Genomic DNA, 12,831 nt, shown 5'->3' on the forward strand with positions numbered 1-12,831 from the left:
CGGCCCATCAGGCCCCGCACCCGACCCCGGGCCGCCGGGGCTGGACCCGATGCCCCGGCCGTTGCGCGACCCGCAGCCGATGCTCGAAAAGGCTATTGCTGACTGGGGCGGCCGCGAGGACCTGTGGCTCTTCGGCTACGGCTCGCTCATATGGCGGCCCGAGTTCGATTTTGCCGAGCGGCGCTTTGCCTGGGTGCATGGCTGGCATCGCGCATTGAAGATGTGGAGCCGCATCAACCGCGGCAGCGTGCAGACGCCAGGCCTCGTCTTCGGCCTGCTCTCGGGCGGCAGTTGCCGGGGCATGGTGTTCCGGGTGCCGACGTCCCAAGGCCTCGAAACACTGCGCAGGCTCTGGTTGCGCGAAATGCCGACGGGCGTCTACGACCCGAAATGGCTCAAGTGCATCACGCCCGAAGGCCCGGTGCGCGCGCTGGCCTTCACGCTCTCCAGGCGCAGCCCCAATTTCACCGGCGAACTCAGCGACGAGCGCTATCGCCACATCTTCACCCACGCCGTCGGCCGCTACGGCAGTTCGCTCGACTATGCGCGCCAGACCTTGCTGGAGCTGCGCCGCCACTCGATCCACGACGCAGCGCTGGCACGGCTGGTTGCGCTGGCGCACGAGAGGCAGGAACAGCAGGAACACCAAGAACGGGAGGACCGGCAAGCCAAGCAGGCGCAATCCGGCGCGGCGTCCGATTGCGGCACGCCCCCTCCTCCGGTATACGTTCCGGGGTCTGCGGAGAAGAATTCTTCTTCGCGTTCTTTTTCTTCCCAACCATCATCCGGACAGTCCAAGGAAAAACCATGAACCATCGTCTCTCGATCGCCACCGGCACAGCCCTTCTCGCCAGCGCCCTTCTTTCGGCCTGCGGCGGCATGATGGGCGGCAAGCCGGGTGCGGCCGCCGAACTGACGCCGACTGCGGCGATCTCGCCCAACCCGACGCGCGGCACGGTGACCTTCACCGCGCTGGACCACGGTGTGCGCGTAGCGGGCGAAGTGCGGGGCCTGGTGCCGGGCAGCGAACACGGTTTTCACATCCATGAAAAAGGCGATTGCGGCGACAACGGCAACGCCTCGGGCGGCCACTTCAACCCCGCCGGCGGTACGCACGGCAAGTTCGGCGCGCCGGGCAGCCACGCCGGCGAACTCCCGAGCCTCGCGGCCGACGCCAGCGGCGTGGCACGCTTCCGCGTCGACATCCACTCGATTTCTCTGACCGAAGGCGCCGCCAACAACGTGGTGGGCCGCGCGCTCGTCGTGCACCGCGACCGGGACGATTTCACGACCCAGCCAGCCGGCAACTCCGGCCCGCGCACCGCATGCGCGGTGATCGCGCGGAGCTGATCGACCCGTCAGGCCGAACCCGCGGAGCGCTCCCGCCAAAGGGCCTCTGCGTGCGCCAGGTCCTCCGGCGTATCGATGTCGGTCACGATTCCGACATCGTCCACCACAAGGTCTGCGACGGCATCGATGGCGCGCATCGCCTTGAGGATGGGCGCCGCGCCAAAATTCCCTTGCAGCGCCGCAAGTTGCGCACGGCATCCGGCCGCAAAGCCTACCGGGTGGCCACGCTCGCCTTTGTATTGCGGCTGCGCGGCGCATGTGCGGCCGGTAAGCGCCCCCGCAACCGCACGCAGTGTTTCAGGCCGTACCAGCGGCAGGTCGCCGGGCAAGATCAGCCAGCCGGCAGCATCGGGCGTGGCCCGTACCGCGGCGGCAATCGAATCGCCCATGCCTGGATGGCCGGCATCTTCGAGCCGCCAGGGTAGTCCGCTGGCGCGAACAGCATCGAGCGTTCGCTCGAGCAGCGGCTTGCCCGCGAGCGGCGCCTGCAGCTTGGAGCCCACGCCGCCCGCCGCATTGAAACGCTCGCCCCGGCCTGAAGCCAGCACGATCACCCACGGAGAATTTGCCTTTGTTGCCATAAGCCGAGTATGTGCGCGGAATGGCTCCCGGCAAGCTTGCGCAACAATGTCGGCATGACCTCTTCCCCAACCACCGAAACGTTGGCCGCGCTGCGCAAGAGCTACGAGCGGGCCGAACTCGGCGAAGCCCACAGCGCCGACGATCCGCTGAAGCAGTTCGAGCGCTGGCTCGGCGAAGCCATCGACGCCCAGGTGCCCGAGCCCAATGCGATGACCCTGTGCACCGTGGCGAGCGACCTGCGGCCTTCGAGCCGCATCGTGCTCATCAAGGGCTACGACGCGCGCGGCATCGTCTGGTACACCAACTACGAAAGCCGCAAGGGCCGGGAGCTGTCGGGCAATCCGTACGCGGCATTGCAGTTCCACTGGGTCGAACTCGAGCGTGTGGTGCGCATCGAAGGCCGGGTCGAAAAAACCACGGCGGAAGAAAGCGATGCCTACTTTGCCAGCCGCCCTCTCGACTCGCGCATCGGCGCCTGGGCCAGCCCGCAGAGCGAAGTGATCAGCGGCCGCGACGTGCTGGTGAAGAACGCCGCGGTGGCCGCCGCCAAGCACTTGCTCTCGCCTCCCCGCCCACCGCATTGGGGCGGCTACCGGCTCGTTCCCGACCGCTGGGAGTTCTGGCAAGGCCGCAAGAGCCGCCTGCACGACAGGCTGCGCTACCGGCTCGAAGGCGAGGGCTGGGTGCGCGAACGGCTCGCGCCCTGAGCCCCTTCAGGCCTCGCAGGGCGCGACCTTGAATTCGACGCGGCGGTCGAGCGCATCGCTCGCGTCGTCAGCGCCGGTGCCCACGATGTTCTCGCGGAACCCCATGCCCGATTCGCGCAGCTTTCTCGACAGCGGCGGCGCCTCGCCCACCAGCCGGGTCTTCACGCTCACCGCGCGCTGAAGGGAGAGGCGCTCGTTGACCGCCTCCGGGCCGGTGCGGCTCGTATGGCCCGTGACCACCACGCATGAATCGATCTGCGCCGCCTGGCGCGCGATCTGCCGCAGCCACATCGGGTAGGCGGCGCTGATCTTCGGGTCGGCCAGGAAGTCTGTGGAGCCGGGCTTGAACAGGAACTTCACGCTCAGGTTGTTGGTTTCCAACCCGAGCCGCGCCAGGGTGCCGAAGGTTTTTTCTGCATCGGCCGTGCGGCCGAGGTGTGCCTGCGTGAGATACAGGCCACTGTAGATGCGCAGCTGCTGGCCGTCGTGCCGGCGCGATGCGGCTTCGTAGCGGGCGAGGGCTTCGCTCATGCGGCCGGCCTCGTAGGCGGCGGTGGCTTCCTGCAGCACCGTCGACGTGGGCAGGCGCTCCAGGTACAGCGCGTCGGCAGCCTGGCCGGGCTGCGTTTCGGCGGTGCGGATGTAGCCTTCCACGCCGCGGTCCTTGCCGTTCACCGGGCTGTCGCGAAAGAAGGCTGTCGGCCGCGTGTCGAGCGTCGGATCGCTGATGCGCGCCACCGATTGCGCAATGACCATGCCGCTCCTGATTTCAGTCAGCGCCAGGTTCAGGCGGTAGCGGCCGTCTGCCGAATCCTTGTCGCGCACCAGCGTGCCGTTCAGCACGTATTGCGCACGTTCGATCTCGGCGCTGTTGAAGGGCGTGACGGTGAACTGCTTGAACTGCGACTGCATGCGCTGGACCACGCGCTGCTCGGCCACGCGCGTCACTTCGGTCTGCTGGCCGCTGGAACCTTCGAGCAGCGGATCGATCACGATGCGGCTCTGCTTGATGGTCGACTCCACCTTGGCCAGGAAGGCCGGCAGCTTCTGCGTCTGCACGATCAGGTCGTCCACCGCCTGGTTGACGGCCTGGTCGAAAGGCATGGCATTGCCCGGTGGTGGCCGGTGCGCGCACGCAACGGAAAGCGCCGCGGCGCACAGCGCAAATACGCGCAGTGCGGTCCTGATCGGATGGGTGGTCTTCATCATCAGCATTGGCTCCTCAAGATCTTCATGTCTTCCTCCGACAGCGGCTCCCCCACCGCTGCTCGCATGTTGATTTCGCTGCAGCGCCTGGAGAGCGGCGGCTTTTTGGGAGCCGCGGGCTTCTCCGCCTCCGGCACTGGCAGCGGCTGCGCGGCCACCGCGACCGCCTGCGGCCTGGCACCGGGCCGCGTTGCCGCAGCCGGCCTGGTCTCTGCCGGCTTGGTTGCAGGCGGCGGCGCCGCTTCCCGCGGCACGCCGGCCGAAAGGCACGGCGTCCTGCAAGGCTTGGTATCTGCCGTGGCGGCAAACGCGGCGCAGCACAGCGCGACCGCCATTGCGATCGGCGCCATGGCGGAAAACGGCGAAGACCGCACCTGGTAAATCATCAGCCGGCAAATGTAGAGCGGCGGGCGCCGCCCGCCATCTCGCCAAATGGCCACCCTGCCGAACGGCATAGGCGCCCGCCGGGCTACTGAAGCTTCAGGGAAGCCACTGCGCCAGCGTCATCACCAGCGTGAGCGTGGCCAGCGCGAGCACCGTCGACACCGCCACGCTGGCCGTCACCAGGTCTTCGGCCGTGCGGTAGCGCTGCGAAAAGAGAAAGACGTTGGCGCCGATGGGCAGCGCCGCCGCCACCACCATCACGGTGAGCGGAATGCCGCGCACGCCCAGCAGCCAGCCGATGCCGGCCACGAGCAGCGGATGCAGCAGGTTCTTCACCAGGGCCTGCACCGTGGCACCGCGCCAGTGCCGGCCGATGGGCGTCAGCGCGAGCGTGATGCCCACCATCACAAGCGCCACCGGGCCGAAGGCCTGCCCGAGCAGCATGATCGGCTTGTCGAGAAAGTCGGGCATCACGAGCCCCGTCTGCGCGAACAGCAGCCCCGCGATGATCGGCATCGGCACCGGGTGGATGATGGCGTTGCGAAGAGCCCGCAGCACCGTGCGAACCATGGAACGCTTCTCCTCGCCGCTCACCACCGCATGCTCGCGCGCCACGGCCAGCTCCAGCACCACGGTGGCGCTCGTCAACAGCACCAGCGAATGCAGCGAGATCAGCGTGAGCAGCACCACCATGCCTTGGTCGCCATACGCAAGGCCGACCAGCACGATGCCGATCATCACGGTATTGCTGTAGGTGTTGGCCAGCGCCAGGACGGCTGCCGTGCGGTTGAAGCCGCGCAGCGCCAATGTGCCCGCGAACAGCAGGCCCGATGCAATGAAGTACGCCGCCACAGGCTTGAGGCTGAGTTCTTCCACGTGCACCGTGCTCATCGCACGGAACAGCAGCGCCGGCGCAAGCAGCAGGAAGATCAGGTTGGAAAGGTCCTTGACGGCGTTGCCGCCGATCCAGCGGCGCCGGCCTGCCAGGTAGCCTGCTGCGATCAGGACGACGACCGGCAGCAGCGAGGAAATGACGAACGGGTTCACCCGGTCGAGGATAGCCGAGGGTGCGCTCAGCCCGGCCTGCCCTTTCCTTTCGAGAAAGAGCAGGCCTGATGGGCGTCAGGTCAGAACGTCACGCGCAGGCCGACCTTCAGCGAACGTCCCGGCAGCGGCGCGTTCGGGTACACCGTCGTCGTCAGGATCGATGTCGGGCTGTAGGCCAGCTTGTTGGTGATGTTGTCGACACGCGCATACCAGGTGAGGTTGGCGCGCTGCACCTTCATGCGGTACGTGACGGCCGCATTCCACAGCGTGTAGGAGTCGGTCTCACGCGCGCCCACGCTCGGCACCCGGCGCTGCGCCGCGTTGTAGTCGAAGCCCAGGCGCGCACCCCACGGGCCATTGCCGTAGGCCAGCGTGGCGCCCACGCGCAGCGGCGCAATGCGCGGCAGCGGCTCGCCGGTGTCGAGGTTCTTGGCCCGCACGATGTCGCCGCGCCACTCCAGGTCGAGCGTGGAGCCGTCCGCCGAACGCGCAAAGCCGTCGGTGCCCAAGAGGCGCAGGTTGCCGTTCGCCTCGATGCCGGTGAACCGCGCGCGCACGCCGCTGTAGAGGTACTCGGCCAGCGTGTCCGTCGCCTCCGGGTCGGTCACCACCTGGCCTTCTTCATCGAGCGTGCGGCCCGATGCCGTCAGGCCGATGTAGTTGCGGAAACGCGTGACGTACGCGTTGACGCGGGCGGTGTTGGCGCCCGACTTCCATTGCGCCCCCAGGTCGAAGCCGGTCGACTTTTCCTTCTCGAGATTCGGGTTGCCGACCTCCCATGCGGCCGTTGCCACGTGCGGGCCGTTGGCAAGCAGTTCGTAGTCCTTCGGAGCCCGCTCGGTGTAGGCCAGGTTCGAGGTGAGCTGCCACTGCGGCGTCAGGTTGACCAGCGCGCCCAGGGCCGCGCTGTGCGGGTTGAAGGTGCGCTCGCCGACCGCAAAACGCGTCACGCTCGGGTCGTCCGGATAGCCGAGCGAGGTGATGCGGACCTTCTCGGTGCGCGCGCCAAAGCTCAGCCGGCCCCATGAGGTGCCGAGCTCTTCGTACATGAACAGCGCGTTGGAGCGCGTGCGGCTGTGCGGCGCAAAGGCTTCCGCGCCGTCCGCGGCAAAGCGGTTGGTCTCGCTGCTGAAACCCACCAGGCCTTCGAGGTTGCCGATCTTCTGGTGGCGCGCCTCGATGCGCAGGTCATTGCTCATGTTCGAGAAGGTGGTGCCGGCCTCGCCGCCTTCGAACTCGGTGTGGCGGTAGTCGGTGTGGCTGAGCTTGGCGTGAACGCTGCTGATGATGCCGCCCGGGCGCCATTCGCCTTCGATGGCATAGCGGTCGGACTTCATGCCGATGGTCACGTCGTCTTCGGCCACCGTGCCGTAGTTGCTGCGGTAGGTGCTCGCCGAAGCGCCGATCCATCCCTGGTCGAAGAACAGCGTGCCGCCCACGGCGCCGCCGTGCGCCTCGTTGGCCGAATTGCAGATCTTGCGCGCCAGCGTGGGACGGCCAGGCTTGGTGCATTCCAGTTCGATGGGCACCGAGACGTCCTTGGAGTCGCGGTTGAACGCATCGACGTGCAGCGCCAGGCGGCCGTTGCCGCCCTCGAAGACCACACCGCCGTTCTTTTCCTTGTTGCCGGTCGAAAAGCCCAGGTCGGCACGGCCGCCGAAGCCGTCGATCGGCTCGGTCGGAATGCGGTTGTCGATGACGTTGACCACGCCGCCCACCGCACTGCCGCCGTACTGCAGCGCAGACGGCCCGCGCAGCACTTCGACGCGGTCGGTCACCAGCGAATCGACCGGCACCGCGTGGTCGTAACTCAGCGCCGAAGCATCGGGCGCGCCGCCGCCGTTCTGCAGGATGCGGATGCGGTCGCCGTCCAGGCCGCGAATGATCGGGCGGCTCGCGTTGGGCCCGAAGTAGCTGCTGCTCACGCCGGGAAGGTTGTTGAGCGTTTCGCCGAGCGTCGATTCGGAGCGCATCAGCAGCTTGTCGCCCGAGAGCGTGGTGGTGGGCGCAATCAGGTCGGCCGCGCCTAGCGGATTGCCGGTGACGGCAATTTCAGGCAGGGAGGCCGCGGGCGCTTCAGCGGATTGCGGCTGGGGGGCCGGCTGGGGCTGCGGTTGCGCCTGGGCCAGGCTCGCGAAAGAGGCGAGCGAAAGAACGGCAGCGCCGATGGCGTTGCGACGGAAATTGGGAATCATGAATGGGCACTCGTTGAATCAATGGACGATCTGCCGCGACCACCAGAGGCGGTGCAGCAACCGGAACACGGAGGGATTCAGCGAGTGGAAGGCGGGCCGCGCGCGTCGAACAGCGCAACCCAGCGGGCGATGGCCTCGCCCTGGAGATACGCAAAGGTGGCCGACGGCAACAGCACCGGCAGCACCACCATGGGCACACCCAAGGCGCCCGAACCGTGCGACAGCTGGTCGTACAGCCGGCACTCGGCATCGGAATGGTCGCCGAAGAGGCTGGCAATTCCGTGGATGTGCTTGCCCGCAGCGTCGGCATGGACAGCCTGCGCGGCGGAGCTGGCCTGCCCCAGCCCGGGCACGTGCAGCGTCCGGTGGATCAGCCCCAGCGTACCCGCAAACCACAGCGCAACCACCAGCGCGACGGCGATCGCGCGGGTCGACAGAATCGACCGGTGTGGAGCTTGGCAGGCGGTGTGCACAGGGAGCGGGTGTTGAAAACGGAGCGGGCAGGAAAAAAGCGAACCCGATATTGTCGCGGCTTGACGGGCCGGATGCGGGTCACTACATTACTAACCCGCGAGTCATTAATCTCATGCCCACGCCCCGTTCCTTTGTCGACAAGATCTGCCCGGTGCGCTCCAAACGCGAGCGCCGCAAGGAGGCGCGCCCCGGCGAACTGCTGGCGGCGGCACTCGATCTGTTCGTTGAAAAAGGCTTTGCCGCCACCCGCTCCGAGGAAGTCGCGGCGCGCGCCGGGGTCTCCAAGGGCACGCTCTTTCTTTATTTTCCGAGCAAGGAAGAGCTCTTCAAGGCCGTGGTGGTCGAAAACCTCAGCGGCCGGTTCTCCGAGTGGAACGAAGAGTTCGAAACCTTCGAGGGCACCTCGGCCGACATGCTGCGCTATTGCATGCGCGTCTGGTGGGAGCGGGTCGGCATGACCAAGGCTTCGGGCCTGACCAAGCTCATGATGAGCGAAGGCGCCAATTTTCCGGACCTGGCGGAGTTCTACCGCAAGGAAGTGATCCGGCCGGGCCATTCGCTGTTGCGGCGCATCCTGCAACGTGGCATCGACAAGGGCGAATTCGCGCCGGTCGACATCGACCACGCCATTTACTCGGTGGTGGCGCCCATGGTCTTCCTGATGCTGTGGAAGCACTCGGCCATGGTGTGTGTCGACGAAGACACCTCGCTCGACCCTGAAAAGTACCTTGCCACCCAGGCGGAAACCGTGCTTTACGGCCTTACCCGCCGCCCGGGAGCCGCGGCATGAAGCGTGCATGGATGGCCGGGCTTCCGCGAGCGGGCGCTGCGCAACCTAAAATTGAAGGTTTGTCCTGAGCCCCACAAGGAAAAGCCCCCAATGAACCCGACCCCCACCCTCGAGCGCTTGCGCTTCAACATGATCGAGCAGCAGATCCGGCCCTGGGATGTGCTGGACCTCGAAATTCTCGACCTGCTGGCTGCCATCCGGCGCGAAGACTACGTGCCGCCCGCGCATCGCGGCCTGGCCTTCTTCGACATGGAAATTCCGCTCGGCGACGGCTCCGTTCCCGGCCAGGTGATGCTCTCGCCCAAGGTCGAGGCGCGCATGCTGCAGGACCTGCACGTGCAAAAGCACGAGTCGGTGCTCGAGATCGGTACCGGCTCCGGCTTCATGGCCGCCCTGCTCGCCCATCGCGCCGCCCAGGTGCTGTCGCTCGAAATCGACCCCGTGCTGGCCGCCCGCGCCGCCGAGACGCTGCGCCAGAACGGCGTTGCCAACGTGGAAGTGCGCAACGCCGACGGCGCCGTGCCGCTGCCGAGCGGCCCGAGCTTCGACGTGATCGTGCTCAGCGGTTCCGTCGCCCGCATTCCGCAGAACCTGCTCGGCTCTCTCAAGGTGGGTGGCCGCCTGGCCGCCATCGTGGGCGAAGAACCCATGATGCGCGCGCACTTCGTCACCCGCAGCAGCGAAAGCAAGTGGGACACGATCCAGCCGTGGGACACGGTGGCGCCGCGGCTGCTCAATTTCCCCGAGCCTTCGCGCTTCTCGTTCTGAACGGACGTCTTCGAATGATCGATCAAGTCCGCCCCGCCGATCTTGCAGCCTGGTTTGCCCAGAACCCCGATGCGGCGCCCGTGCTGCTCGACGTGCGCGAACCCTGGGAACTGCAGACGGCAAGCGTCGCGCCCCAGGGCTTCACGCTGGTCGCCATCCCGATGAACGAGATTCCGGGGCGGCTTTCCGAACTCGACGAAGGCCAGCGCATTGCGTGCCTGTGCCATCACGGCGCGCGCAGCCAGCGCGTGGCGGCCTTCCTGAGCCAGAACGGCTTTGCCGAGCTGGCCAACGTGGCCGGCGGCATCGACGCCTGGTCCGCACAGCACGACCCGGCCGTGCCGCGCTACTGATTCTTTCTTCAAGGACGTTCAATGCCTTCCAGGCCCAGGCTTTTGCCTCTTTCCGCAGCGCTCGCAAGTCTCTTTGCCACCCTGCTCGCACTGCCGGCCCAAGGCCAGACACTGAACGAACTCTACGAATCCGCACGCGGCTTCGACGCCACCTACCAGGGTGCGCGAGCCCAGTACGACGCGAACGTGGCGCGCGCGGCGCAGGCCAAGGCGGGCATTCTTCCCGCCGTGGGGCTCACGGCCGGCGCCACGCGCAACAATCTCGACATCGACACCCTCACCGGCCCCGGCCGCGGCACCAGCACGCCGCGCGACTTCACGACGCAGAACGTCGGCATCAACGCCACGCAGCCGATCTACCGGCCCGCCAACTGGGCCACCTACGAGCAGGGCAAGCGCCAGGCCGAGATTGCCGAGGCGGTGCTCACCGCGGCCGAGCAGGACCTGATCGTTCGCGTGAGCCAAGCGTATTTCGACGTGCTCGCCAGCCAGGACAGCCTGACGCTGGTGCGCGCGCAAAAGGTGGCCGTGGCCGAGCAGCTCGCGTCGGCCAAGCGCAACTTCGAGGTCGGCACTTCCACCATCACCGACACGCGTGAAGCACAGGCGCGCTACGACCTCGTCATTGCGCAAGAGATTGCCGCGGAGAACGACCTGCAGGTCAAGAAGATCGTCCTCGACCAGCTGGTCGGCAGGCCCGGCAGCGTGCCGGTTCCGCTGGCGCAGCCCGTGGTGCTGCCAACGGCCATGCCCGCAAGCATCGATGCATGGGTGGCGCAGGCCGAAGAAGCGCATCCCTCCATCCGCCAGGCGCGGCTCGGCCTCGACGTGGCCGGCCTCGAAATCCGCAAGGCCGAAGCCGGCCACAAGCCCACGCTGGACGCCAACCTGGGCTACAACATCACGCGCAATCCGCACGGCACCAGCACCAGCACTGTGGGCACGCGCATCGATGCCGCGTCGGTGGGCGTGGTGTTCAACATGCCGCTCTTCGCGGGCTTTGCCACCGAGAACCGCATCAAGGAAACGCTGGCACTCGAAGAGCAGTCGCGCAGCGTGCTCGAAGGCACCCGCCGCAGCGTGGCGCAGGCCACCCGCGCAGCCTACCTCGGGCTGGTATCCGGCGCGGGCCAGGTCAAGGCGCTCGAAGCCGCCGAAGCCTCGAGCCAGAGCGCGCTCGACGCCAACCGGCTCGGCTACCAGGTGGGCGTGCGCATCAACATCGATGTGCTCAATTCGCAAAGCCAGCTGTACCAGACCAAGCGCGACCTTGCGCAGGCGCGCTACAACGTGCTGCTGGGCAACCTGAAGCTGCGCCAGGCCAACGGCACGCTGACGGTGGACGACATGAACGCGATCAACGCGACGCTGGCGAAGAACGGCGGCCCGTCTTCGCAGCCGGCACAGCCTTCGACCGGCGAGCGCCCGCAGACGGCGCCTTCGACGGTGGTGCCGGTCACGCCGCCGAGCATTCCGGTGGTGCCGCCCGTGCCTGTGCCGCCGTTCAATCCGCCGGCTCCGACGATGCCTTCGGCACCGCCGCCACCGGTCATCCTGAATCCCCCCGTTCGCTGAGAATTCAGCCCACGCGGCTACTCGAGCGTGGGTTCCGCTCTCGCGTCTTCTTCCAGAGGCGCGGCGCCGGTCGGCACGGGGTCGGCAGCCTGCGCAATGGCAAGCACGGCCGCGGCGGTGCGCTCGGCCGCCCCGCGGTTGGACGATGAAAAAGCCAGCGCGGCCTGCGCCATCGCAGCGCGGCGCTCGGGGTTCTCGACCAGCTTGAGGGCCGCCGTCACCGCCTGCTCCATGTTCTCGACGCGCAGCGAGGCACCGGCCGCAAGCGAAAGCTGCGCCGCTTCGGCAAAGTTGAAGGTCGAGGGGCCCATGACCACCGGACAGCCGCAAGCGGCGGGCTCGATGAGGTTCTGGCCGCCCAGCGGTTCGAAGCTTCCGCCCAGCAGCGCAACATCGGCCAGGCCGTAGTAAAGCGCCATTTCGCCGAGCGAATCGCCAAGCCATATCTCTGCATCGGTCGGCTGGCCGGCCGCGCTTCGGCGCGCCACGGCAAAGCCTTGCGATTCGATGAGCGCGGCCACTTCGTCGAAGCGCTGCGGATGGCGCGGCACGATCATCCATTGCACGTCATGCACGCGCTTGGCAATCGAGCGGACGGCGCCCTGCTCCGGCGGCACGGGCGACGTGGCACCGAAGCGCTTGAGCACCTCGAGCAGCATGCGCTCTTCGCCGTCGCGCGAGCTCGCAAGCACCACCATCGGCTTGGGCAGCCGCTCGCGCAGCGCCACGGCCGCGGTGAGCTGGCGCGCGTCGGGCGAGGCATCGAACTTGAGGTTGCCGTAGATGCCGGCCACCTTGGCGCCAAGCGACACCAGCCGGTGCGCGTCGGCCTCCGTCTGTGCCCACACGGCGGCCAGCGCCGAATACGCGGGCCGCGCGAGCCAGCTCAGGCGCTCGGCCGCGGCCAGCGACTTTTCGTTGAGGCGTGCGTTGGCAAGCACGAGCGGAATGCGGCGCTCGGCGCAGGCGGCGGCCATCTCGGGCCAGACTTCGGTTTCCATCAGCACGCCGATGCGCGGCTGGAAGCGATCGAGAAAACGCGCCACCGCGCCCGGCATGTCCCACGGCTGCCAGACCTGCGTGTCGCCCGGCTCCAGCAGCTTGGCCCCCTCTTCGCGGCCGGTGGCGGTGCCGTGCGTGAGCAAAATGGGTATGCCGGGGTACTGCCGACGCAGCTCGGCAATCAGGATGGCGGCCGCGCGTGTTTCACCGAGCGAAACCGCATGCACCCAGCACTGCCCTTCGCCAGTGGTTGCATCGTCGTAGTAGCCGAAGCGTTCCTCCACGGCCACGCCATAGCCCGGCTCGGCCACCGCGCGGCGCCGCAGCTTGCGGCGAACCAGCGGTTGCACAACGGTGGTGAAGACGCCGTACAGGCGCAGCAGCAGCGAACGCACGGG

At 67.6% G+C, this 12,831-nt stretch carries 14 protein-coding genes; 8 read left to right on the top strand and 6 right to left on the bottom strand.

The genetic code is table 11. The features are described 5' to 3' along the window. Positions 1–49 precede the first annotated feature (49 nt). Both QHG62_RS23430 and QHG62_RS23435 read left to right on the top strand, forming a co-directional pair. Positions 50–811, top strand: coding sequence for a gamma-glutamylcyclotransferase (locus QHG62_RS23430; protein WP_281148020.1), 762 nt, complete (start codon positions 50–52; stop codon positions 809–811). Continuing rightward, a complete protein-coding gene (locus QHG62_RS23435) occupies positions 808–1,350 on the top strand; it encodes a superoxide dismutase family protein (RefSeq protein WP_281148021.1) in 543 nt (180 codons plus the stop codon). Before QHG62_RS23430 ends, QHG62_RS23435 begins: the two co-directional genes overlap by 4 nt. Before the next feature lie 8 nt (positions 1,351–1,358). Here QHG62_RS23435 and QHG62_RS23440 read toward each other — a convergent pair whose 3' ends face one another. Further along, positions 1,359–1,931, bottom strand: coding sequence for a nucleotidyltransferase family protein (locus tag QHG62_RS23440; protein ID WP_281148022.1), 573 nt, complete (start codon positions 1,929–1,931; stop codon positions 1,359–1,361). Positions 1,932–1,985: 54 nt separating this feature from the next. On the opposite strand from QHG62_RS23440, the gene pdxH reads away from it, so the two are divergent. After that, a complete protein-coding gene (gene pdxH / locus QHG62_RS23445) occupies positions 1,986–2,639 on the top strand; it encodes a pyridoxamine 5'-phosphate oxidase (protein ID WP_281148023.1) in 654 nt (217 codons plus the stop codon). Between the two features lie 6 nt (positions 2,640–2,645). Here pdxH and QHG62_RS23450 read toward each other — a convergent pair whose 3' ends face one another. Continuing rightward, positions 2,646–3,848, bottom strand: coding sequence for an OmpA family protein (locus QHG62_RS23450; RefSeq protein ID WP_281148024.1), 1,203 nt, complete (start codon positions 3,846–3,848; stop codon positions 2,646–2,648). A gap of 24 nt (positions 3,849–3,872) precedes the next feature. Between QHG62_RS23450 and QHG62_RS23455 the strand changes: the two genes are divergently transcribed. After that, positions 3,873–4,226: a hypothetical protein gene (locus QHG62_RS23455; protein WP_281148025.1), complete on the top strand. Its 354-nt coding sequence runs from the start codon at positions 3,873–3,875 to the stop codon at positions 4,224–4,226. 99 nt (positions 4,227–4,325) lie between these two features. Here QHG62_RS23455 and QHG62_RS23460 read toward each other — a convergent pair whose 3' ends face one another. The 3 genes from QHG62_RS23460 to QHG62_RS23470 all read right to left on the bottom strand — a co-directional run bounded on the left by QHG62_RS23460 (position 4,326) and on the right by QHG62_RS23470 (position 7,944). Continuing rightward, positions 4,326–5,276, bottom strand: coding sequence for an AEC family transporter (locus tag QHG62_RS23460; protein WP_281148026.1), 951 nt, complete (start codon positions 5,274–5,276; stop codon positions 4,326–4,328). An 80-nt stretch (positions 5,277–5,356) separates the two neighbouring features. Beyond that, entirely contained in the window at positions 5,357–7,471 is a 2,115-nt protein-coding gene (locus tag QHG62_RS23465) for a TonB-dependent receptor (RefSeq protein ID WP_281148027.1), read from the bottom strand. A 77-nt stretch (positions 7,472–7,548) separates the two neighbouring features. Then, positions 7,549–7,944 carry a hypothetical protein gene (locus tag QHG62_RS23470; protein WP_281148028.1) on the bottom strand — a complete coding sequence of 132 codons (396 nt, stop codon included), beginning with the start codon at positions 7,942–7,944 and terminating at the stop codon, positions 7,549–7,551. Between the two features lie 113 nt (positions 7,945–8,057). Between QHG62_RS23470 and QHG62_RS23475 the strand changes: the two genes are divergently transcribed. From QHG62_RS23475 to QHG62_RS23490, 4 genes are all read left to right on the top strand, one after another. Then, complete coding sequence (locus QHG62_RS23475; protein WP_281148029.1) at positions 8,058–8,735, top strand: TetR/AcrR family transcriptional regulator; 678 nt, start codon at positions 8,058–8,060, stop codon at positions 8,733–8,735. A 90-nt stretch (positions 8,736–8,825) separates the two neighbouring features. Beyond that, complete coding sequence (locus QHG62_RS23480) at positions 8,826–9,503, top strand: protein-L-isoaspartate O-methyltransferase family protein (protein WP_281148030.1); 678 nt, start codon at positions 8,826–8,828, stop codon at positions 9,501–9,503. 14 nt (positions 9,504–9,517) lie between these two features. Beyond that, on the top strand, positions 9,518–9,856 hold the full coding sequence (locus tag QHG62_RS23485; RefSeq protein WP_157614927.1) for a rhodanese-like domain-containing protein: 339 nt from the start codon (positions 9,518–9,520) through the stop codon (positions 9,854–9,856). A gap of 21 nt (positions 9,857–9,877) precedes the next feature. After that, on the top strand, positions 9,878–11,431 hold the full coding sequence (locus QHG62_RS23490) for a TolC family outer membrane protein (RefSeq protein WP_281148031.1): 1,554 nt from the start codon (positions 9,878–9,880) through the stop codon (positions 11,429–11,431). Positions 11,432–11,448: 17 nt separating this feature from the next. On the opposite strand, the gene QHG62_RS23495 is transcribed toward QHG62_RS23490, so the two are convergent. Continuing rightward, positions 11,449–12,828, bottom strand: coding sequence for a 3-deoxy-D-manno-octulosonic acid transferase (locus QHG62_RS23495; RefSeq protein WP_281148032.1), 1,380 nt, complete (start codon positions 12,826–12,828; stop codon positions 11,449–11,451). Positions 12,829–12,831: the final 3 nt, after the last annotated feature.

Origin of the sequence: Variovorax paradoxus (assembly GCF_029919115.1) — a bacterium.
Lineage (GTDB): Bacteria > Pseudomonadota > Gammaproteobacteria > Burkholderiales > Burkholderiaceae_C > Variovorax > Variovorax paradoxus_O.